Source organism: Amycolatopsis ruanii (genome assembly GCF_003385175.1).
GTDB classification, from domain to species: domain Bacteria; phylum Actinomycetota; class Actinomycetes; order Mycobacteriales; family Pseudonocardiaceae; genus Amycolatopsis_E; species Amycolatopsis_E thermalba.
On the sequence record NZ_PQHY01000015.1, the window covers coordinates 79,712 to 101,218 of the forward strand.

Genomic DNA, 21,507 nt, shown 5'->3' on the forward strand with positions numbered 1-21,507 from the left:
AGGGGCAAATCCGGGCGTAGCGAAGCGAAGCCGGCGCTTCCAGCCCTGCAGCGCAAACCCAACTTTGCGCACCACCCGCACGATCATCGTCCCGATAGCGGCCCCAGCAGTACGTCGAGATTCAAGTATTCGCTCAGCAGATGCTTGAGGTGCGGCCCCTCACTAAGTTGGATCCGTCCGTGACGAGCAACGAAATCGTGCGATGCTTTGCCAAAACGTGAAGTAGTGACCAGCACGCCTCGACTCGCGCGCTTGTCATCCATCACTCCGGCGAGCGCACGGACGGCATCTGGTTCAACAGTCCCCTTGTACCTCTTCGCTTGAATAACGCACACCCCACCCATGATCGGGTCTTCGTTGACAGCGATCGCATCGAGCCCGTCATCACGGGATGCCTGTGTAACCCAGGATTTCATCCCCATTGCCTCGAAGAGCTGTTTGACGAGAACCTCGAACTCGAAGGGCTTCATCTCCAAGAGCACCGGACGACCATCCAGGCCCGCTGCCACGTCATGGGCGTCCACCAGCCGATACTTCGACAAGTCCGGATCGAATATCGGTCGCACTGCCTCAAGGTCCCACGGGTGGGGCGACACGAGCGCGTTGAAGTACTTAAGGCATTCAGCGGGATCAAGTTCGGTGAGGACGAGTTCCTCAAACTGTTTGCGAGTCGCAGAAACGCTTACCAGGCAGGGGCGCTCGGGTTTACCGGTAGCTCTGTTACGCGTCGACACATGCGCGTTGACAGCCACCTCGTCCACGAGCTCACTCGGCCGGACTTCAAACACGTCGCGCATGGTCCTCAGGACGATCTGCGCAACCAGGTTCGCGTAAGCCTGCTTGATCTCCTTCACAAGCCGCGGCTTTGCGACGATCTCGTCTCGCGACTTGACATACGTGTATTCACGGTTCTGAGGAATCACGTCGACCCCGGGCAACTCCCGGATCATGAGCAACTTCTTCGAATCCGGCTGGTAGGCGACTTCGACGTCGACTGGCAGGTCGGCCGGCAACGGCGACCGTTCTATCAGCAACTCGAAATAGTCCTCGACCGCCTCCGGCAGTCCTGCCATCACTCGTTTCTCCAGGTCGTCTACCTGGGCGTTGTGTTGTTCCACTTCTTGTCGGCGAGATTCCTCACCCTGGCGATGCCGCGCCTCGGCAGCTGCCAGCGCAGTGAGACGTTCGTGCTCGCTATGCTGATAAAGCGCCATGTCGCGGGCGAAACTGGCCTTGGCCTGCTCGATTGCTCTGTTGTGAGTTCCCTTGAACAAACGGCCCACACCCGAAGGAGGCGGCGGCGCATACCGCTCCCATCGCGGTTGCCGCGCGGGGGTGGCGAGAGCGGACGGGGCTTCGAACGGCCGCGGCCTGAACGACCTGCGCATTTGGCGGAATGAAAACACTCCTCGATGACGAAGACCGTCCACCAGCACTCGGCCGAGTTCATTCATCCGGTCCTGTGCGGCGACGGTGTAGGCCGCCGCTTCGTCCTGTTGCTGCTTGACATGCAATTCCCGCTGTTCGCGGGCTTCCTGCGCCAATGCTCGTTCCCGAGCGCGGGCCGCCTGTTCGGCTTCCTTCGCCGCCTGCTTGAGCTGCCGCTGCCTTTCTCGCTCCTGCAACATCTGCTGATGCTGGAGCTCGGCGAAGAAACCACGTTTGCGTGCCACAGCACACCCCCACAACCCACCGATTCGACAAGCGACCGTATCCCAGATACAGCTTGATTGACGATGCGCCGAATCGGCGATCTTTCCACGTCAGCCGGACCCCATCTCGATCAGTGAAACGCCCCACTTGACCACACCCCGGCAGGACCGGACCATTCCTCCCCACACCAAGCGGAACCCAACTTCCGCGATGTGGAATCGAGGTCGGCCATGTTCGTGCAGGAACTCGCCCCGCTGGCCGGGTCGCTCGGCCTGTCCGCGCTGGTCGCGGCGCTCCCCCTGGGCACCGTGCTCGTCCTGCTCGGCGTGGTCCGCATGAAGGCCCACCAGGCCGGCCTGATCGGCCTGGCCGTCGCCCTGATCGTCGCCGTCACGATCTTCGGCATGCCGATCGGCCAGGCCGTCTCCAGCGGCTTCCAGGGCGCCGCGTTCGGGCTGTTCCCCATCATGTGGATCGTCGTCAACGCGCTGTGGATCTACCGGATCACCGTGCGCACCGGGCACTTCGACGTGCTCCGGCGGTCGTTCGGCCGGGTCTCCGACGATCCGCGCATCCAGGCGCTGATCATCGCGTTCTGCTTCGGCGCGCTGATGGAGGCGCTGGCCGGGTTCGGGGCGCCGGTCGCGATCAGCTCGGTGATGCTCGTGGCGCTCGGGTTCACCCCGGTGCGCGCGGCGGTCGTCGCGCTGGTCGCCAACACCGCGCCGGTCGCGTTCGGCGCCATGGGCACCCCGGTCGTCACCCTCGCGCAGGTCACCGGGCTGCCGCTGGACACCGTCTCCTCGATCGTCGGCCGTCAGACGCCGATCCTCGCGGTGTTCGTGCCACTGCTGCTGGTCTTCATCGTCGACGGGCGCCGCGGGCTGCGGGAAACCTGGCTGCCCGCGCTGGTGTGCGGCGCGGCGTTCGGGGTGGTGCAGTTCGCCGCCGCCAACTACGTCTCCGCCCAGCTGGCCGACATCGGCGCCGCGCTCGCCGGGGCGGCGGCCCTCGTCGCACTGCCCGCCGCCCGCAAGCCGGCCCGCGCGGAGGTCCGGACCGCCGTGCTGACCGGCGTCGCCACCGAGACGCTGGACCGGCCGGAGGACCGCGGCGAGGTCGTCCGCGCCTACCTGCCGTACGGGCTGATCATCGTGATCTTCTCGATCGGCCAGCTGCCGCCGGTCAAGCGGCTGCTCGACGCGGCCACCTGGAAGTTCGACTGGCCCGCGCTGTCGGTGGCGAACTCGGCGGGCAAGCCGGTCTCCGGGAACACGTTCTCGCTGCCGTTCCTGAGCACCGGCGGCACGCTCGTGCTGATCGCGGGCGTCCTCACCGCGGTGTTCCTGCGGGTCCGGGCGCGCGACGCGGTGCGCGAGTGGGGCGGCACGGTGCACGAGCTGCGGTTCGCGATCCTGACCGTGACGAGCGTGCTCGCCCTGGCCTACGTGATGAACCTGTCCGGCCAGGCCACCACGATCGGCTACTTCATCGCCGGCGCGGGCGCGGGCCTGGCGTTCCTGTCGCCCGTGCTCGGGTGGTTCGGCGTGGCGGTCTCGGGCTCGGACACCTCGGCCAACGCCCTGTTCGGCGCGCTCCAGGTGACGGCGGCGCACCAGGCCGGGCTGTCGCCCGAGCTGCTCGCCGCGGCCAACTCCTCGGGCGGCGTGCTGGGCAAGATGATCTCGCCGCAGAACCTCAGCATCGCGTGTGCGGCGGCGATGCTGCCCGGCGAGGAGGGCACGCTGTTGCGCAAGGTGCTGCCGTGGAGCCTGGGGCTGCTGCTCGTGATGTGCCTGATCGTGGTGGCGCAGGCGAGCTTCCTCAGCGGGATGCTGCCGTGAGTTCCGGGCGGCGGACGGCGGCGCGGTGCCAGCTCCACCAGCCGTGCACGACCAGGACGGCGAACACGAGGTAGACCGCCGCGGAGAAGTACAGGCCCGAGGAGATCTGCAGCGGTACGCCGATCGCGTCCACGACCAGCCACACCAGCCAGAACTCGACCAGACCGCGGCCCTGCGCGGCGAAGGCGACCAGCGTGCCGATGAAGATCGCCGCGTCCGGCCACGGCGCCCAGGACGCGTGCAGCGCGTCGAGCACGAGCGCCATCGCCACGGTGCCTGCCCCGAACGCCCCGGCCATCACCAGCCGTTCCACGGCGCGGCCGCGGCGCACGACCACCCCGTACACCGGGTCGCGGCGCCGGGTCCAGGCCCACCAGCCGTACACCGAGATCAGCAGGATCGCGACCTGCCGGGCCGCGAGCCCGCCCAGGTGGGCGGAGGCGTAGACGGCGAACAGCAGCACCGTCGCGCCGACCTGCACCGGCCAGGTCCACAGGGTGCGCCGCTGCGCCAGGAAGACCACGGCGAGCGCGCACAGCTGGCCGATCAGCTCCGCGATGGAGATCCACTGTCCGAAAACGGACAAACCGTGCTGCAACAGAACGTGCATGGCGCCTCCCGTCTGCCGCAACAACCTGCCACATCCGGCACTGATTCCCTCACCCCCAGTGAGCCCCGCTACACCGGTCGAAAATTACTTGCACGATCGAGTGAGAAGACTGGCGGAAAAATATCCACAAGGTCCATAGTGGACCTACCGGTGGGGACCGGGGAGATGAGGCCGCCCGGCGCTGCGAGAACCGCGTGCGCCGGGCGGCCTCGCGTTTACCGGGCAGCCGGTTAGAGTCGGTTCACGATGACCCAAACCAACAGCAGACGGCCGGCCAAGCACCACGGCCTCTCGGCGAAGACGCTGCGCAGGCTGGAGCGCGCCTCCGGGCGCCTCGCCTCGGCCAGCGTCGCCGCGATGGAGCAGCGGCTGCCCTGGTTCGGGCGTCTGCCCGCCGAGCAGCGGGCGAGCATCCTGCTGATCACCCAGACCGGCGCGGCCGGGTTCGTCGACTGGCTGCGCGACTCGCAGGAGGCGCTCAAGCTCACCACCGAGGCCTTCCGCGGCGCCCCGGAGGACCTGTCGCGGTGGATCAGCCTGCGGCAGGCCGTCGGGCTGGTGCGGCTGGCGATCGAGGTGTTCGAGGAGCAGCTGCCGGAATTCGCCGCCACCGAGGCCGAGCACGCCGCGCTCATCGAGGGCATCCTCCGGTACGGCCGGGAGATCGCCTTCGCGACGGCCAACTCCTACGCCGCGGCCGCCGAGGCCCGGGGTGCGTGGGACGCCCGGCTGGAGGCGCTGGTCGTGGACGGCATCGTCCGCGGCGACGCCGAGGAGGCGGTGCTGTCGCGGGCGGCGGCGCCGGGGTGGGAGCCGTCGGCGATGGCGACCGTGCTGGCCGGCCGTCCGCCCTCGGACGATCCGCCGAGCGTGGTGTTCGAGGTGCGGCGCCTGGCCGCGCGCCTGGGGCGGCCGGTGCTGCTGAGCGTCCAGGGGTCGCGGCTGATCGTCGTGGCCGGCGGGCCGACCGAGGGAGACACCAAGCAGAAGGAGGTGCTCGGCAAGCTGGCCGGCGCGTTCGGCGAGGGGCCGGTGGTGGCCGGGCCGACGGTGGGCAGCCTGGCCGAGGCGCACCGCAGCGCGGCGGAGGCGCTGTCCGGGTTGCGTGCGGTGGTGGGCTGGCCGGGGGCGCCGCGCCCGGTGCGGTCGTCCGACCTGTTGCCCGAACGCGCGTTGTCCGGCGACGCCGAGGCCGAGCGGCTGCTGATCGAGGAGATCGCGCAGCCGCTGGAGGCCGCGGGCCCGACGATGCTGCAGACGGTGGACGAGTACCTGGAGTCCGGCGGCGTGCTGGAGACGTGCGCGAAGAAGCTGTTCGTGCACCCCAACACGGTGCGCTACCGCCTGCGCCGGGCGGCCGAGCTGACCGGCCGGAACGCCACCGAGCCCCGGGACGCCCTGGTGCTGCGGGTGGCACTGACGGTGGGCCGGCTCGCCCGAGCACGCGGCCTCTGGTGACGTTCACACGCAACCGACGACCACGGTAGCTCCCAGGGCGCAGCTCACACAGCCTCCGGTGACATTGCACGTAGCCGACGACCGCGGCAGCCGACAGGGCGCCAGCTCGCGCGGCCAGTCCCCCGTCCACGCCCGCGAGTCCCACGTTCAGGAACGCGAGTCCCACGCTCGTGCGCGCGAGATCCACGTCCGGGCCCCGCGAGCCTGCCCTGGGTGACCGGTCTCACTTCCGCCCTGCCCGGAACCGACAACACATCAGCGCTGGAAGACGGCCTGCGGGCGCCATTTTTGTAGGGCCTCTACAAGATCGCCGCTCCGACTTGGTGAACGGCGGCATCCCGGGCCCGCCGGGGGAGCATGTTCCCTTAGAGGCGTGACAGCAGTGCTCGCTCCCGGACAGGGCTCCCAAGCGCCCGGCATGTTCTCCCCCTGGCTCGACCTCGACGGCGCCCGCGAGAAGCTCGCGCGCTGGTCCGAGCGCACCGGGCTCGACCTGGTCCACCTCGGGACCGAGGCCGACGCCGAGACCATCCAGGACACCGCGATCACGCAGCCGCTGATCGTCGCGCTCTCGCTGCTGGCCTTCAACTCCCTCGGTGACGTCCCGGACGACACCCCGGTCGCCGGCCACTCGGTCGGCGAGCTGGCGGCCGCCGCCGCGGCGGGTGTGCTCACCGCCGAGGACGCCGTGGCGCTGGCCGCCGTCCGCGGCGCCGAGATGGCCAAGGCCTGCGCGATCGAGCCGACGTCCATGGCGGCCGTCATGCTGGGCGACCCGGACGAGGTCGTCGCCTGGCTGGAGGGCCACGGCCTGACCGCGGCGAACCGCAACGGCGCCGGTCAGATCGTCGCGTCCGGGGCCAAGGACGCCATCGAGCGCATCGTCGCCGAGCCGCTCGAGGGCACGAAGGTCCGGCCGCTGAAGGTCGCCGGCGCCTTCCACACCTCCTACATGGCCCCCGCCGAGGAGGCCCTGCGCGCGCACGCCGCGTCGATCACGCCGAAGGACCCGGTCCGCCCGCTGCTGTCCAACGCCGACGGCACCGTGGTCACCAGCGGCGCCGAGTACCTGGAGCGGCTGATCAAGCAGGTCACCCGCCCGGTCCGCTGGGACCTCACCATGGACGGCCTGGTCGAGCTGGGCGTCACGGCGACGGTCGAGCTGCCGCCCGCGGGCACCCTGACCGGCCTGGTCAAGCGCCAGCTCAAGGGCACGGTCACCCAGACCGTCGCGCTGAAGACCCCCGCCGACCTGCCCGCCGCGAAGGAGATCCTGTGAGCCCGGTGTTGCGCCAGAAGCAGGGTCCGGCCGCCACCCGCATCCTGGGCGTCGGCAGCTACCAGCCGGACCGGGTCGTCACCAACGACGACCTGTCCCAGATCATGGACACCAACGACCAGTGGATCCGCGACCGGGTCGGCATCACCGAGCGCCGTTTCGCCGAGAAGGACGAGCTGCTGGTGGACATGGCGGTCAAGGCGGGCAACGCCGCGCTCGCCGACGCGGGCCTGCAGCCGTCCGAAGTGGACACCGTGATCGTGCCGAACTGCACGATGCCCGCGCCCATCCCGAACGCGGCCGGCCAGGTCGCCGACCGGATCGGGGTGAAGGCGGCCGGCGCGTTCGACCTCAACGCCGCGTGCGCCGGGTTCTGCTACGGCCTGGGTGTCGCCTCCGACCTGATCCGCGCCGGCTCGGCGGGCAAGGTGCTGGTGATCGGGGCGGAGAAGCTGACCGACGTGGTCGACCCGGTGGACCGGGCCAACGCGATCATCTTCGCCGACGGGGCGGGCGCGGCGGTGGTCGGCCCGTCCGACGAGCCGGGCATCGGGCCGGTGTCGTGGGGCAGCGCGGGCGATCTGGTCGACACCATCTACATGCGCGACCACAAGTACATCTACCAGGAGGGCCAGTCGGTCTTCCGGTGGGCGACCACGCAGATCGCGCCGATCGCGCTGAAGGCGGTCGAGCTGGCCGGGCTGGAGCCGTCGGACATCGACGTGCTCATCCCGCACCAGGCGAACCTGCGGATCGTCGACGCGATCGCCAAGCGGCTGAAGGCCAAGGGCGCGCGGGAGGACCTCGTCGTCGCCGACGACATCAAGTTCTCGGGCAACACCTCGTCCGCGTCGATCCCGATGGCGCTGGACCACATGCGGAAAGCGGGCACCGTCAAATCGGGTGACGTCGTGCTGATGGTTGGATTCGGCGCGGGCCTGTCCTACGCCGGACAGGTCGTCATCTGCCCGTGATACCACTATCGCCGGCAGGCGCGGAGCCTGCCGGTATCAACCACCAGAAGGGAACAACCATCGTGGCGGACAAGCAGGAGATCCTCAGCGGCCTCGCGGAGATCGTCGAGGAGGTCGCGGGTGTCGCGCAGGACGACGTGAGCCTGGAGAAGTCCTTCGTCGACGACCTGGACATCGACTCGCTGTCGATGGTGGAGATCGCGGTGCAGGCCGAGGACAAGTTCGGGGTCAAGATCCCGGACGACGAGCTGGCCAACCTGAAGACCGTCGGCGACGCGGTGGACTACGTCGCCGCGAACGCCAAGTAAGCACGAGCTGAATTCTTCGTCTGAACCTCGGGGAGACTCCTCATGAGCAACATCGACGTCGTGATCACCGGGATCGGCGCGACGACGCCACTCGGCGGGGACGTCGCGTCCACGTGGGAGGGCTTGCTCGCCGGCCGCAGCGGCATCCGGCGGATCGAGGCCGACTGGGTCGAGAAGTTCGACCTGCCGGTCAAGATCGGCGCCACGCTCGCCGAGGATCCGGCGGAGAAGTTGCCGCGCGTGCAGGCGCGCCGGCTGGACCGGTGTGAGCAGATCGCGCTCATCGCGGCCCGGCAGGCGTGGGCCGACGCCGGTTTCGAGCAGCCCAGCGAGGAGCACACCGACGTCGACCCGGACCGGCTCGGCGTGTCCATCGGCACCGGCATCGGCGGGCCGCTGACGCTGCTGGCGATGGACGACCTGCTCGAGCAGGAGGGTCTGCGGAAGGTCTCGCCGCTGACCGTGCCGATGCTGATGCCGAACGGGCCTGCCGCGCACGTCGGCATCGACCTCAAGGCCAGGGCCGGGGTGCACTCGCCGGCGTCGGCGTGTGCCTCCGGTGCCGAGGGCATCGCCAACGGCTACCAGATGATCCAGAACGGGCGGGCCGACGTCGTGGTGGCGGGTGGTGCGGAGTCCTGCATCCACCCGATCACCGTGGCCGGGTTCGCGCAGGCCCGGACGGTGTCGACGCGCAACGACGAGCCGGAGCGCGCGTCGCGCCCGTTCGACGCCGACCGGGACGGGTTCGTGCTCGGCGAGGGCGCCGGGGTGGTCGTGCTGGAGCGGGCCGACCGCGCGAAGGCCCGCGGCGCGCGGATCTACGGGCGGCTGGCCGGGTACGGCATCACCTCGGACGCGCACCACATCACCGGCAACCACCCGGAGGGAATCGGGCAGATCGCCGCGATGGCGAACGCGATGACCATGGCGGGCCTCACGTCGGCCGAGGTGGGGCACGTGAACGCCCACGCGACGTCCACGGTGGTCGGCGACATCGGCGAGGCCGCGGCGATCCGCAAGGCCGTGGGTGAGCACCCGGTGGTGACGGCGCCGAAGTCGGCGCTGGGGCACCTGGTCGGTGGCGCGGGGGCGGTCGAGGGCATCCTCACGCTGCTGTCGGTGTACCACGGGCTGGTGCCGCCGACGCTGAACCTGGAGAACCTGGACCCGAAGGTCGGGCTGGACGTGGTGGCCGGCGAGCCGCGGAAGGTCGAGTTGACCGCGGCGCTGAGCAACTCGTTCGGTTTCGGCGGCCACAACACGGCGCTGCTGTTCACCGGCGTGTGAGTTCGTTTTTGCGGGGACCCCGGCTGTGGGCGGCCGGGGTTCTTTGCTTTTTCGTGCCGGTTCGTGGACTCTGCCTCGGCAGGAGTAGCTGCTCTCGCCCGGGGGCGGTCGGACGGCTCTGGGGTGCCCAGGGGGCGGGTACCGCCCGGTCCTTCTGTGGGAGGCAGCCGCTTTTCCTGAAGTAGCCGGGCGTCAGTTGCCGCGCCGGCGGGTTCTGCCCAGGGGTGGCCACTCTCGCGCCGGCGTCGGCCAAGCTCCACCCGGGCGCCTCAACGCCGGGCAGGCAGCAGCCGCGCCCTTGGTACGGAAGCAGCCGCTTGTCCTTGAAGAGCCAGGCGTCAGTCCCCGCGCCGCCGGGTCCTCCCCAGGGGGACCACCCTCGCGCCAGCGCCAGCCAGCTCCACCCGGGCGCCCACAGTCGGCCAGGCACCAGCCCATCCGTCGCCCGCGCTCTTTGTACGGAAGCAACCGCGCTCCCTGAAGCAGCCGGGCGCCAGTCGCCCCGCCGCGGAGCCCCCAGGGGTGACCACTCTCGCGCCACGCGCTAGCCAAGCTCCATTCGGTCGCCTCGAAGCCGGGCAGGCGCCAGCCGGGCGTCCCGTCAGCAGCGGGACAGTTCGGGTGTGGTGGAGCCGGTCACGGTGTCCACCTTCCAGGCGCCGGACTCCAGGGCGAGCGGGAGCACGAGCCGCCAGTGCACGCAGGGTTCCGGGAGCTCGGCCGGGGCGTCCTTGACGTCCTGGGTGCTGGTGAAGCCGACCAGGGCGCGGAGTTCGTCGTCGGTGACCGGGTCGATCCGGTAGACGAGGATGCTGCCGTCCTTCGTGGTGCGGTAGTCGTTGAGCCAGGTGCTCTTCGGTTTGGCCTGGACGCGTTCCCGCGTGACGGCCGTTTTCCACAGCTCGTAGTCGCGGTTGTTGATCGAGTCGAAGTAGGTCTGCAGCAGCCCGCGGACCGTGGCGTTCTGCGGGTGCGCGGCGGCGTCCGGGGTGAGCTCGACGATGCCCGGGCCGGGTTGCTCGGCCAGCGGCCGGGCGGGCGAGGTCTGAGCGAGGATCGCGTCCGGGGCGGCTTCGGGCAGCCGGTACAGCTCGCGGGCCAGGAGACCGCCGCCGACCATGATCGACACCACGACGATGACGACGGGCACCAGCCATCGCGGCGGTGCTGCGGGAGGCGCCGGCATGGCTGTCACATCGGCAGCGTAGTAGCGATCGTTACCGAGTGCTGTCCCGCATCGGTGGCTGCCGGTTGGGGTTGGGCCGTTCCGGTGAACGGACTGAGCCGACCCGGCGGTTGGCCTCCGGGCTTGGCTGCTGCGAGTGGTCACGTCACGGGTGGATGAACGGACCATTCATCACCGCACGACTGGACACTTGGTGGTGGGGAAAGGCATGAACGGTCCATTCATCACCACGCGGCTGGACACCTCGTGAGCGCCGAGACATGAACGGTCCATTCATCGCTCCACGACTGGGCACCTCGTGGCGGCGAAGGCATGAACGGTCCATTCATCACCGCGCGGCTGGACACCTGGTGGCGGGGAACGCATGAACGGACCATTCACCGCCGCGCGGCTGGGCACCTCGCGGCCGACAAGGCATGAACGGTCCATTCATCGCTCCACGACTGGGCACCTCGTGGCGGCGAAGGCATGAACGGACCATTCATCACCGCGCGGCTGGACACCTGGTGGCGGGGAACGCATGAACGGACCATTCACCGCCGCGCGGCTGGGCACCTCGCGGCCGACAAGGCATGAACGGTCCATTCATCGCTCCACGACTGGGCACCTCGTGGCGGCGAAGGCATGAACGGACCATTCACCACCACACGGCTGGACACCTGGTGGCGGGGAACGCATGAACGGACCATTCACCACCGCATCGTTGGGCATCTCGTGCGCCAGCGAGGTGTCCACTCACGGCCCCACGAGTGGACACCTCGCGGCGGGCAAGGCATGAATGGACATTCATCGCCGCGCCTGGCGCCTCGGGGGCGCCAAGGTATGAATGGACCATTCACGGGCGCACGGCTGGGCACCTCGGGCGCACCAAGGCGTGAACGGTCCATTCCTGGGCCCGCGGCTGGGCACCTCGCGCCCTAGCGAACGGTCAGCACAACCGGAAACCCGAAACCCGAAACCCGAAACCCGGCCCGGAACCCCGAACCCCGGCAACTCACCCCACCCGATGCAGCCAGGTAACCGGCGCCCCATCCCCCGCGTGCCGGAACGGCTCCAGCGCCTCGTCCCAGCTCGAGGCCAGCAGCTCGTCCAGTTTGTGCGCCAGCTGCTCCCCCGCGCGGCACGTCGCGACCAGCGTGCGCAGCTGGTCCTCGCCCACGACGATGTCCCCGTTGGCGCTCGTGCGGCCGCGCCACAGCCCCAGCCCGGGCACGTAGCAGAACCGCTCGCCATCCACACCGGCGCTCGGCTCTTCGGTCACCTCGAAGCGCAGCATCGGCCACGCCTTCAGACCGGCCGCCAGCTTGGCGCCGGTTCCGGCGGGCGCGCTCCACGTGCACTCGGCGCGGAGCTGCCCTGGAGCGGCGGGTTGCGCCGTCCACTTCAGATCCACCCGGGTACCGAGGGTGCCCGAAATCGCCCACTCGACGTGCGGGCACACCGCAGACGGCGACGAGTGGACGTAAACCACGCCACGGGTGCTCACTGCTGACCTCCGCTACTCGACGAGGGGCGTCTTCCCCTACGACCTCGCGAGCCTCGGCGCGCCTGCCGTCAAACAACCTTGACGTGACTGCCCATATTGTGCACCCCGGCAGTGGCATTTCGCCACAGGAACCTCAGATGTCGCAGCACCACCACCGCGCGGAGGCCGCCATCACGGCCCCGCGAGCGCCCCCACCGCGGCAACAGTGTCCACCAGCCCGGCCCCCTTGTCGAAGCTCGAACCGCCCTCGTACGGCGCACCATCACGGTACTTGTACGCCGTCGACTTGATCGCGGTCTCGATGTCGCCCGGCGTGGCACCCGGCCGGGCCTGGAACAGCTGCGCCACGATCCCGGTGATCTGCGGCGCCGCCATCGACGTCCCGCTGATCACGTTGTAGGTGCCCAGATCCAGCGGGCCCGGGCCGTTCGACGGCTGCAACCCGGTCGCGCAGATCACCAGGTACGGGCGGCACGCCGACAGGATGTTCTCACCGGGCGCGGACACGTCCGGCCACGTCGACGGGTCCGTGGCGAGCCCGCGCGAGGAGTAGTCCGACACCGTGCCGTCGCGGGTGCCGGTGCCCTGGTCGTTGTACGAGGCCACGGAGATCACACCCGGCGTCGGGTCCTTGCCCGGCGGGTTCGACAGGTCCGCCGAACCGTCCCCGCCGTCGTTGCCGTTCGCCCACACCGTCACGACCCCCTCGGCCGCCAGGGCGCGCTGCAGCTTCACCGTCGCCGACTGCGGGTCGAACTCGCCGCCGCCGCTCGGGCCGTAGGAGTTGTTGATCACCTTGATCGGCGGGCACACCGTGGCGGGCACCCCGGCGCCGCACGGCGCGGCGTGGTTCTCCAGCACCCAGTTCAGCGCGGCGTCCGTACCCAGCACCAGGATCGCCAGGCCGGTCGAGATCGACACGATCTTCGCGCCCGGCGCCGACCCGCCCACGGACGATCCGCCGGCCAGCGTGTACGGCGCGCCCGCCGCGATCCCGGCGACGTGGGTGCCGTGCCCACCGAGCGCGGTCGCGTCGGTGTCGAGCGACGTGGGCACGTCGACGATGCACGAGGTGGTGGTGCCGCCGAGGCACAGGCTCTTGAGGTTGCGCACAACCCGGGTCGAGCCGTCGGCGCCGCGGAAGGCGGGGTGCGTCGGGTCGATGCCGGTGTCGATGATCGCCACCGACACCCCACGCCCGTCCAGCGGAGCGCCGTCCGCGCCGGTGAGGGTCGTGCGCGCTTCGGCGCTGCGGGTGGCCGTCGTGCCGGACGAGCCGAACGCGACGAGCGGGTCGTTGTTCTCCACGTAGCTGACCCCGGCCGCCTTGCGGACCGCGGCGACCTGCGCGGCGGTGCCCGTCGCGGCCACGACGCCGATGCGCGGGAACCGGGTGATCTCCCGCATCCCGGCCGCCTGGACAGCCCGCGCGGCGGTGCCCGCGTCCGCCGCGTGCACCAGCGTGGTGAGCGGAGTCGGCCCGCTCGCGGTGGCGAGCACCCGGCCCAGCGTGTCCGACACGGGCGCGAGCGGGGCCTGGGCGTTCGCCGCGGGGACGGCGCCGGCGAGCGGGACGACGAGAGTGGCGACGAAGGTCGTCGCCCACCGGACGGAGCGCCATCTCATCGGGATCTCCTGATCTGTCGAGCAGCCGTACGACCTACCAACGAGTAGCACACGGATGAGTGACGGTGGTCACGAACCGATCACCAACTGTGCAACAAGGGCGGGTGATTTTCACACCATCGAGCGGCCCAGGCCGGCCGGCGCGCTAGCGTATGCGCGCACGCGGACGGGACCGGGGAGGTGCGAGGTGCGGCTGATCCGCCTGGAACGACAACCCTCGCGCGTCGCCGAAGACGTGCGGGCCGCGCTCGCCGCGCTCGGCCGCGGTGACGACTTCGCGGGCGGTATCGCGCTGGCCGGGGCGCGGCCGCTGCCGGGCAGGCCGCCGGTCGAGGCGATCGTCGTCCTCCCCCGCGCCGTGCTCGTCGTGATCGGCGTCGACCTGCCGGACCCGGCGATCCGCCTCGACGCGCCCCTGACCGGGCAGTGGAAGGCCGACGGCTGGCCGCTCGTGGCCGACGGCGAGGTCGTCAACCCCGCCACGGAGGCCCTCGCGTTCGCCGGCGCCGTCGCCGAACGCCTGCGCCCGGACGTCCCGGAGCACCTGCCGATCGCCACGATCATCGCCGTCGGGCCGTTCGTCGAGGAGATCGAGCAGCCGCCGGCCGACCTCGCCGGCAACGTCCGCGTCCTGTTCCCGACGCAGAACAGCCTGCTCGCCGCGATCGCCTCGCTGACCCCGGCGCCGTGGCCGTGCACCCCGGCCCAGGCGCGCGCGCTGATCGACACCCTCGCCCCGGACACCAATCTGACCGGGGACGCTCTGGCCGCGGAAGGCTTCACCGTCACCGAGGAGTCGGCCACGGTGAAGCTGCCACCGGTCAAGCCGCGCCCGCGGCGGACGCGCCCCGCCGGGCCCGCGGCCGTGCCGCCGGTCGTCCCGCCCGCCGAGGTGACGATGCCGGTGCCCCGCGTCACCGCGGCCGCGCCCGTGCGCACGCCCCCGCCTCCCGGGCCCGTGCCGTGGCGGCCGGTCGGGGCGATCGCCGTGGCGCTGGTGCTGGTGGTCGTCGTGCTCGTCCTGGTGACGACCGGCGGGGACGACGAACCGGTCACCGCGCCCACGACCACCACCGCGGTCACGCCGGTGCGGCAGGCCGTGGCGGGCATCGAGTTCACCAAGCGCGCCTCGGGCACGGAACGCACCTGCGCCGCCCGCGCCTACGGGGACCTGCAGGCGCGGTTGCAGGCGGGCGGTTGCGCGGGCATGGAGCGCGGCAGCTTCGAGGCCACCGTGGACGGGCGGGTGGTCGCGGTGTCGGTCGCCGTGCTCACCTTCGGCAGCGACGAGCAGGCCGCGGCGTTCAAGCAGCTCGCCGACACCCCGGGCAGCGGCGGGATCACCGACCTGGCAACCGAGACGCACCAGTGGCCGCGGGAACCGGACACCGCCGGAGCCGCCTACCAGAGCGCGATCTCCGGGGCCGCCGTCCGGCTCGTGCTGGCCGCCTACCTGGACGGCCAGTCCTCCCCGGAGGACCCGGTCCTGCTGCGGGCGGCGGGCGCGGCGCTGGGCGTGCGGATCAGCTAGCCGATCGCCGCGGCGAGGATCTCCTCGGCGTGCGTCCACAGGAGGGCGCCGCCGGCACCGGGCACGACGCGCCGTTCGGCCCCCGGGATGCGAGAGGTGAGCAGCGCGCCCAGGTCCGGCGAGTGGACGCGGTCCCGCTCGCCGAACCACACCCGCACGGGCACCCGGATCGCGGACCAGTCCAGCCGCCACGGCGACATCGCGATGAGCGTGTCGGTCGCGTAGCCGGCGCCGTCGTTCGCGAACCCCTCGCGCAGAGCCGCGCGGTACCGGGCGAGGAACGCGGGGTCGGTGTACACCTCGCGATCGCCCGGGTCCGCGCCGTCCAGCACCATCCGTTCCATCCCGGCCGGGCCGAGTCCGGCGAAGAACGCCCGCGCGGCCGCCGGGTCCTGCCGCACTCGCGTGACGACGTCGCGCACCGGGCCGGGCAGCCGCGCGAACACCCGCGGGTCGGCGACCTCGTCGGCCGGGGAGACCAGCAGCAGCCGGGACGCGATCCCGCGCGCGGCGGCCGCGAGCCCGAAGACCGCGGCCTGCGAGTTCGCCACGACCGGCAGCGGCCCGCCGAGCCGCGTCACGAGACAGCCGAGGTCGGCGGCGGTGGACGCGGCCGACCGGCCGGGATCGTGCGTCGACGCGCCGATACCGGGGCGGTCCACCGTCACCAGCCGGACCCCGAGCCGGGCCAGGTGCTCGTCGCCGAAGGTCATCGCACGGCCGGTCGCCGCGCCGGCCAGGAACAGAACCGGGGCGCCGGCGCCGGTCTCGGACCAGGCGAGGACCCGGCCGCCGGGCAGCGACAGCTCGTGATCGACGGACACGCGGCCAGGGTCGATCACCGTGACCGCGCCCGGCAAGCGGTTTTCAGAGCCCGTACTCCTCCAGCAGCCGCAGCCACACCTCGCTGATCGTCGGGAACGACGGGACCGCGTGCCACAGGCGGCCCAGCGGCACCTCGCCCGCGATGGCGATCGTCGCCGAGTGCAGCAGCTCCGCCACGTCCTGGCCGACGAACGTGACGCCGACCAGGACCTCGCGCTCGGTGTCGGCGATCATCCTGGCCTTGCCCGCGTAGCCGTCCGCGTGCAGCGACGACCCGGCCACGGCGATGTCGACGTCGACCACCCGGTGCGGCGCGCCGGACTCCGGTTCGGTCAGCCCCACCGAGGCGACCTCCGGGTCGGTGAACACGACCTGCGGCACCGCGTGGTGGTCGGCGGTGGCGCTGTGCTTGCCCCACGGACGGGTGTCCACCGGCTTGCCGGTGGCGCGCGCGGCGATCACGTCACCGACCACGCGGGCGGCGTACTTGCCCTGGTGGGTCAGCAACGCCCGGCCGGTGACGTCACCCGCCGCATACAGCCAGTCCCCGTCCACTTCGGACACCAGCCCGCTGTCGTCCACGGTGATCGGCTTGCCCGGCGCGAGCCCGATGACCTCCAGCCCGAGGTCGTCGGTGGCGGGGCGCCGTCCGGTCGCGACGAGCACCTGGTCGGCGGTGACGACCGCGCCACCGGTCAGCTCCAGCCGGGCGGAACCGTCCACAAGGGAGGCTCGCGCCAGGCCGGATTCGGTGTGCACGCGCACGCCGTCGGCGCGCAGCCCCTCCGCGACGGCGTCACCGGCGAAGTCCGGGTACCGGGGCAGCGGGCGCGGGCCGGTGACGATCAGGTCCACCCGCGCGCCGAGCCGGGCCCAGGCCTGCGCCATCTCGACGCCGACCACCCCGCCGCCGACGACGGCCAGCCGTGCCGGGACCGTGCTGCTGGACGTCGCCTCGCGCGAGCCCCAGACCGGCACTTCGTCCAGGCCGGGGATCGGCGGAGTCTTCGGCACGCTACCGGTACAGACCACCACGGCGTGCCGCGCGCGCAGCACCCGGCCGCCGTCCACAGTGATCTCGCGCTCACCGGTGATGCGGGCGCGTCCGCGGATCGGCTCGATGCCGGCGCCGCGGGCCCACTCGGCCTGGCCGCTGTCGTCGCCCTTGCCGGTGAAGTAGTCACGGCGCTCGAACACCGCCGCCGGATCGAGGGCGTCACCCACCGGAACACCGGGCAGCCGCCTGGCCGCGGCGAGCGCGTTTCCCGGTCGCAGCAACGCTTTGCTCGGGATGCAGGCCCAGTAGGAGCACTCACCCCCGAAGCGTTCCTGCTCGACCAGCGCGGCGGACAGGCCGCCCTTGACCGCCCGGTCCGCCGCGTTCTCCCCCACCGGTCCGCCACCGATCACGATGGCGTCAAAAGTCTCCTCGGACATGGGTCACAGCGCACACCAGCCCGGCGGCCGGCGCAAGTGGGGCGGGTATTCTCAGCGGCAAATCGTAAGTACTGGAGGTTATCGGTGGCGAAGAACACCGCGGTGCAACTACTGGACGACCTGAACGGCGAACCGGCCGCGGAGACGGTGCGGTTCGGCCTGGACGGCGTCGAGTACGACATCGACCTCTCGGACTCGAACGCGAACAGCCTGCGGGAGCTGCTGGCGACCTACGTCGAGGCGGGCCGCCGCACGGGTGGCCGCAAGCGCCCGCCGCGCCGCCTCGCGCCGGTGAAGCGCACCCGTCGCGCGAACTCCCCTGCCACGACGGCGAAAACCACGGGCAAGGTTCCGGCGAAGACGGCCGCCGCGAAGACCACGGAACCGGCGGAGGCCGCTGCGAAGACCACGCGCCGGGGCACGGCCAAGAGCACCACCGCGAAGGCGGCCCGGACGGCGGCGGGCAAGTCCACGAAGAGCGCGGCGAAGAACGCCACCGGAGCCGCGTCGAAGAGCACGACCGCGACGGCGGCGAAGCCGGCCGCTCGCAAGACCGCCAGCAGCACCGCCGCTGCCGCGAAGAGCACCACGCCCGCGACGAAGCCGGCGACTCGCCGCAAGGCGGCCGCCCCCGCCGCCGTGAAGCCCGCCGCGGGCAAGGCCGCCACCGGCACCACGCCCGCGACCCGCCGCAAGGCGGCCACCGCCACCGCGGCGAAGCCCACCGAAGCCAAGACCACCGCGAGCAAGATCACCCCGGCGACGAAGCCCGCCGCCAGCAAGGCGACCGGTGGCGGCGGAACCGCCACCCCGGCAGCGAAGCCCGCTGCCGGTGGCAAGGCGGCCAAGTCCGCCACGGCCGATACCGGTGGCAAGCCCACCCCGGCGGCGAAGCCCGTCACCGACAAGGCAGCCACCGGCGGCAAAACCGCCACCCCGGCGGCGAAGCCCGCTGCCGATGGCAAGGCAGCCACGGCCGCCACGGCCGATCCCGGTGGCAAGTCCACCCCGGCGGCGAAGCCCGTCACCAACAAGGCAGCCACCGGCGGCAAAACCGCCACCCCGGCAGCGAAGCCCGCTGCCGGTGGCAAGGCGGCCAAGGCCGCCACCAAGCCCGCGGCGAAGCCGTCGCGCGCCAAGGCGAAAGCCGCCAACATCAAGCCGGTCGAGACGGCGCCGGCCAAGGAGAACGCCACCGCCAAGAAGCCGGCCGCCAAAAAGGCCGCCCCGGCGGAGAAGGCGCCGCGCAAGACCGTCCGCAAGGCGCCGCCCGTCGTGTTCTCCGCGGCAGGCAACTAGCTACACGCGACCCGTGGTGTCCGCAGGCAACGAGCAAGGCGCCGCCGTCATGTACTCAGCGGCAGGCAACTAGCCAGAGCCACCAGCGTGTCCGCAGCCGGCGGCCGGCTAACGCCACCCGTCGTGTTCTCGGCAGGCAACTGGCCAGGTGCCATCCGTGGTGTCCGCGGGCAACCAGCAAGGCGCCCGTGGCGTTCTCCGCGGGCAACCAGCCATACGCCGCCCAGCGGCGGTGCGTGGCAGGCCGGCTCGCCGCTCGTGGGGTGGTGAGCCGGTCACCTCACCGGTCGATGCCCAGGTGCTCCCGCAGCGTGGTGCCGCTGTAGTCGCCGCGGAAAACGCCCCTCTCCTGCAACAACGGCACCACCTTGTCGGCGAACGGGTCCAAACCCCCGGGCGTCACGTGCGGCACCAGGATGAAACCGTCGCTCGCGTCGGCCTGGACGTAGGTGTTGATCGCCTCGGCGACCGTCGCCGGGGCACCCACGAACGTTTGCCGTCCGCTGACCTCCACCACCAGGTCCCGGATCGACAGGTTCTTCGCCTCGGCCAGCTCCCGCCACTGCCGCACGGTCGCCACCGGGTCCCGGTACACCCGGGTCTGCGCGCGCCCCTTCGCGAGCGCGTCCGCCCCCACCACCGGCTCGACCTCGGGCAGCGGCCCCTCCGGGTCGTAGCCGGACAGGTCCCGGTTCCACACCTGCTCCAGGAACTTGATCGCCGTCTGCCCGCTGACCTGCTGGTACCGCACGATGCTCGCCAGCTCCTCGGCCTCGGCGTCGGTGTCGCCGAGCACGAACGTCGCCGCGGGCAGCACCAGCAGCTGGTGCGGCTCGCGCCCGTACGCGGGCAACCGGCGCTTCACGTCGGCGTAGAACTTCCGCCCCGCCTCCAGCGTCCCGTGCCGGGTGAAGATCGCGTCCGCCGTCGCCGCCGCGAACTCGCGTCCCTCGTCCGAGTCGCCGGCCTGCAGGATCACCGGCCGCCCCTGCGGCCCGCGCGGCACGGTGAACCGCCCCGCGATGTCGAACTGCGCGTCGTGCCGTTCGAACTCACCCGCCCGCGGATTCCGCACGAACACCCCGGACGACTTGTCCGCGGCGACATCGTCCGCGCCCCACGAGTCGAACAGCTCGAACGCGGTGTCCAGGAACAGCTTCGCCCGCTGGTAGCGCTGTTCCTCGGGCAGGTACCCGCCGCGGCGGAAGTTCTCCCCGGTGAACGCGTCCCACGAGGTCACCACGTTCCACCCGGCACGCCCCTCGGACAGGTGGTCGAGGCTCGCGAACTGGCGGGCCACCTCGTACGGCTCGTTGAACGTCGAGTTGATCGTCCCGGTCAGGCCGAGCCGGTCGGTGACCGCGGCGAGGGCGGCCAGCACGGTGAACGTGTCCGGGCGGCCGACCACGTCGAGGTCGTAGATCCGGCCCGCGTGCTCGCGCAGCCGCAGCCCCTCGGCGAGGAAGAAGAAGTCGAACTTCGCCCGCTCCGCGGTCCGCGCGAGGTGCGCGAACGAGGAGAACTCGATGTGGCTGCCCGCCTCCGGATCGCTCCACACGGTGGTGTTGTTGACGCCGGGGAAGTGCGCGGCGAGGTGGATCTGCTTCATCGCGTCGCTCCTGCGTAACGGTTGGCGGGACGCTCCAGGCCGAGCAGACCCCGCAGCGTGGTGGCCTCGTACTCGCGGCGGAACGCGCCGCGCTGCTGCAGTTCGGGCACGAGCCCGCGGGTGATGGCGGTCAGGTCGTGCGGCAGGGCGCCCGGGCGCAACCGGAACCCGGACAGGCCGGCGTCGCGCCAGGCCAGCAGCTGGTCCGCCAGCCGGGCGGGCGTGCCGGTGAAGACCAGGGCGTCGGAGGTGAACTCGGCGCGGTCGTCCAGGCGCGCCTTGCGGTCGCGGGCCGCCTGCTCGGTCTCGTCGAGGAACACCACGACGTCGCCGAACACCAGCAGGCCGTCGAGTTCCCGCGCCAGCGCACCCGCCTCCTCGACGTCGTGCGGGGTGACGAACACGAGGTCGGCCGAGCGGGCGGCGAGCCGGTGGACCTCGGCGAGGTGCGAGAGCACGGCGACCGGCGGCTGCCCCTGCGGCGGGCGCGGCGTGATCGACGGGCCCTTGACGCTGAAGAACCGGCCGGTGAAGTCGATGTAGTGCAGCTTGTCGCGGTCGATGAAACGGCCGGTGGCGACGTCGCGGATTTCCGCGTCGTCCTCCCAGCTGTCCCACAGGCGCCGCACGACCTCGACCCAGTCGCCGGCCTCCTCGACCAGGTCGGGCAGCGGGACCGGGAACTCGCGGCGACCGAAGTGCGCGGCGTCCTCCGGGCTGCTCGCGATCCGGACGCGCACCCCCGCCCGGCCCTGCGAGACGTAGTCGAGGGTGGCGATCGCCTTGGACAGGTGGAACGGCTCGGTGTGCGTGACGATCGCCGTCGGCAGGAACCCGATGTGCCGGGTCAGCGGCGCGACGCGGGACGCGACCAGCACCGCGTCCAGCCGCCCCCGCACGCGGTCGGTGCGGTCGGTCCCCGGTCCGAGCGAGTCCTCGATCGTCACGAAGTCCAGCAGGCCGCGTTCGGCCTCGACCACCAGATCGCCCCAGTACCGCGGGCGGAACAGCTCGTCCGGGCGCGCGTCCGGCTCCCGCCACGCGGCCGGATGCCAGCCCGCGCCCTCCAGTGCCACCGCGAGATGAACCATG

At 71.5% G+C, this 21,507-nt stretch carries 17 protein-coding genes; 8 read left to right on the forward strand and 9 right to left on the reverse strand.

Translation table 11 applies throughout. The features are described from left to right. Positions 1 to 83: 83 nt before the first annotated feature. On the reverse strand, positions 84 to 1,673 hold the full coding sequence (locus D0D28_RS36675; protein WP_240323167.1) for a restriction endonuclease: 1,590 nt from the start codon (positions 1,671 to 1,673) through the stop codon (positions 84 to 86). A gap of 210 nt (positions 1,674 to 1,883) precedes the next feature. Between D0D28_RS36675 and D0D28_RS11135 the strand changes: the two genes are divergently transcribed. Beyond that, the gene (locus tag D0D28_RS11135) at positions 1,884 to 3,497 is read left to right on the forward strand and encodes an L-lactate permease (protein ID WP_116110520.1); all 1,614 of its coding nucleotides are present in this window, start codon (positions 1,884 to 1,886) and stop codon (positions 3,495 to 3,497) included. Here the strand turns inward: D0D28_RS11135 and D0D28_RS11140 are convergent. Then, the gene (locus D0D28_RS11140; protein WP_094004275.1) at positions 3,478 to 4,107 is read right to left on the reverse strand and encodes a nicotinamide mononucleotide transporter family protein; all 630 of its coding nucleotides are present in this window, start codon (positions 4,105 to 4,107) and stop codon (positions 3,478 to 3,480) included. The genes D0D28_RS11135 and D0D28_RS11140 overlap by 20 nt on opposite strands. 246 nt (positions 4,108 to 4,353) lie before the next feature. Between D0D28_RS11140 and D0D28_RS11145 the strand changes: the two genes are divergently transcribed. From D0D28_RS11145 to D0D28_RS11165, 5 genes are all read left to right on the forward strand, one after another. After that, the gene (locus tag D0D28_RS11145) at positions 4,354 to 5,565 is read left to right on the forward strand and encodes a PucR family transcriptional regulator (RefSeq protein WP_116110521.1); all 1,212 of its coding nucleotides are present in this window, start codon (positions 4,354 to 4,356) and stop codon (positions 5,563 to 5,565) included. Positions 5,566 to 5,938: 373 nt separating this feature from the next. Further along, complete coding sequence (locus tag D0D28_RS11150) at positions 5,939 to 6,844, forward strand: ACP S-malonyltransferase (protein WP_162831033.1); 906 nt, start codon at positions 5,939 to 5,941, stop codon at positions 6,842 to 6,844. After that, positions 6,841 to 7,818, forward strand: coding sequence for a beta-ketoacyl-ACP synthase III (locus D0D28_RS11155; protein ID WP_116110523.1), 978 nt, complete (start codon positions 6,841 to 6,843; stop codon positions 7,816 to 7,818). The genes D0D28_RS11150 and D0D28_RS11155 overlap by 4 nt, the downstream gene beginning before the upstream one ends. 62 nt (positions 7,819 to 7,880) lie before the next feature. Beyond that, positions 7,881 to 8,126: an acyl carrier protein gene (locus D0D28_RS11160; protein WP_017984121.1), complete on the forward strand. Its 246-nt coding sequence runs from the start codon at positions 7,881 to 7,883 to the stop codon at positions 8,124 to 8,126. Positions 8,127 to 8,168: 42 nt separating this feature from the next. Then, positions 8,169 to 9,416 (forward strand): beta-ketoacyl-[acyl-carrier-protein] synthase family protein, encoded by a 1,248-nt coding sequence (locus D0D28_RS11165; protein ID WP_094004271.1) that lies wholly within the window; start codon positions 8,169 to 8,171, stop codon positions 9,414 to 9,416. A 601-nt stretch (positions 9,417 to 10,017) separates the two neighbouring features. On the opposite strand, the gene D0D28_RS11170 is transcribed toward D0D28_RS11165, so the two are convergent. The 3 genes from D0D28_RS11170 to D0D28_RS11180 form a co-directional block, all read right to left on the reverse strand. After that, complete coding sequence (locus tag D0D28_RS11170; protein ID WP_233157125.1) at positions 10,018 to 10,602, reverse strand: hypothetical protein; 585 nt, start codon at positions 10,600 to 10,602, stop codon at positions 10,018 to 10,020. Between the two features lie 994 nt (positions 10,603 to 11,596). Then, positions 11,597 to 12,088 carry a DUF3145 domain-containing protein gene (locus D0D28_RS11175; RefSeq protein ID WP_027934727.1) on the reverse strand — a complete coding sequence of 164 codons (492 nt, stop codon included), beginning with the start codon at positions 12,086 to 12,088 and terminating at the stop codon, positions 11,597 to 11,599. Between the two features lie 171 nt (positions 12,089 to 12,259). Continuing rightward, entirely contained in the window at positions 12,260 to 13,714 is a 1,455-nt protein-coding gene (locus D0D28_RS11180; protein WP_116110524.1) for a S8 family serine peptidase, read from the reverse strand. 187 nt (positions 13,715 to 13,901) lie between these two features. Between D0D28_RS11180 and D0D28_RS11185 the strand changes: the two genes are divergently transcribed. Further along, positions 13,902 to 15,245 carry a hypothetical protein gene (locus D0D28_RS11185; protein WP_116110525.1) on the forward strand — a complete coding sequence of 448 codons (1,344 nt, stop codon included), beginning with the start codon at positions 13,902 to 13,904 and terminating at the stop codon, positions 15,243 to 15,245. Here D0D28_RS11185 and D0D28_RS11190 read toward each other — a convergent pair. Both D0D28_RS11190 and D0D28_RS11195 read right to left on the reverse strand, forming a co-directional pair. Continuing rightward, entirely contained in the window at positions 15,242 to 16,069 is an 828-nt protein-coding gene (locus D0D28_RS11190) for an alpha/beta fold hydrolase (protein WP_240323168.1), read from the reverse strand. The two genes, D0D28_RS11185 and D0D28_RS11190, sit on opposite strands and share 4 nt — an antisense overlap. Positions 16,070 to 16,112: 43 nt before the next feature. Continuing rightward, the gene (locus tag D0D28_RS11195; protein ID WP_116110526.1) at positions 16,113 to 17,507 is read right to left on the reverse strand and encodes a dihydrolipoyl dehydrogenase family protein; all 1,395 of its coding nucleotides are present in this window, start codon (positions 17,505 to 17,507) and stop codon (positions 16,113 to 16,115) included. A 36-nt stretch (positions 17,508 to 17,543) separates the two neighbouring features. Between D0D28_RS11195 and D0D28_RS37335 the strand changes: the two genes are divergently transcribed. After that, positions 17,544 to 18,806, forward strand: a complete 1,263-nt coding sequence (locus D0D28_RS37335; RefSeq protein WP_162831034.1) for a histone-like nucleoid-structuring protein Lsr2 — start codon at positions 17,544 to 17,546, stop codon at positions 18,804 to 18,806. Between the two features lie 280 nt (positions 18,807 to 19,086). On the opposite strand, the gene D0D28_RS11210 is transcribed toward D0D28_RS37335, so the two are convergent. Then, positions 19,087 to 20,415, reverse strand: coding sequence for an NtaA/DmoA family FMN-dependent monooxygenase (locus tag D0D28_RS11210; RefSeq protein ID WP_116110528.1), 1,329 nt, complete (start codon positions 20,413 to 20,415; stop codon positions 19,087 to 19,089). Beyond that, positions 20,412 to 21,506, reverse strand: coding sequence for an LLM class flavin-dependent oxidoreductase (locus D0D28_RS11215; protein ID WP_116110529.1), 1,095 nt, complete (start codon positions 21,504 to 21,506; stop codon positions 20,412 to 20,414). Before D0D28_RS11215 ends, D0D28_RS11210 begins: the two co-directional genes overlap by 4 nt. Position 21,507: the final 1 nt, after the last annotated feature.

Excerpts from the sequence above, each read along its gene's own strand:
- D0D28_RS11210 (WP_116110528.1), bottom strand. The coding sequence starts at position 20,415 with ATGAAGCAGATCCACCTCGCCGCGCACTTCCCCGGCGTCAACAACACC.
- D0D28_RS11145 (WP_116110521.1), top strand. The coding sequence starts at position 4,354 with ATGACCCAAACCAACAGCAGACGGCCGGCCAAGCACCACGGCCTCTCG.
- D0D28_RS11170 (WP_233157125.1), bottom strand. The coding sequence starts at position 10,602 with ATGCCGGCGCCTCCCGCAGCACCGCCGCGATGGCTGGTGCCCGTCGTC.
- D0D28_RS11165 (WP_094004271.1), top strand. The coding sequence starts at position 8,169 with ATGAGCAACATCGACGTCGTGATCACCGGGATCGGCGCGACGACGCCA.
- D0D28_RS11215 (WP_116110529.1), bottom strand. The coding sequence starts at position 21,506 with ATGGTTCATCTCGCGGTGGCACTGGAGGGCGCGGGCTGGCATCCGGCC.
- D0D28_RS11135 (WP_116110520.1), top strand. The coding sequence starts at position 1,884 with ATGTTCGTGCAGGAACTCGCCCCGCTGGCCGGGTCGCTCGGCCTGTCC.
- D0D28_RS11140 (WP_094004275.1), bottom strand. The coding sequence starts at position 4,107 with ATGCACGTTCTGTTGCAGCACGGTTTGTCCGTTTTCGGACAGTGGATC.
- D0D28_RS11180 (WP_116110524.1), bottom strand. The coding sequence starts at position 13,714 with ATGAGATGGCGCTCCGTCCGGTGGGCGACGACCTTCGTCGCCACTCTC.
- D0D28_RS11195 (WP_116110526.1), bottom strand. The coding sequence starts at position 17,507 with ATGTCCGAGGAGACTTTTGACGCCATCGTGATCGGTGGCGGACCGGTG.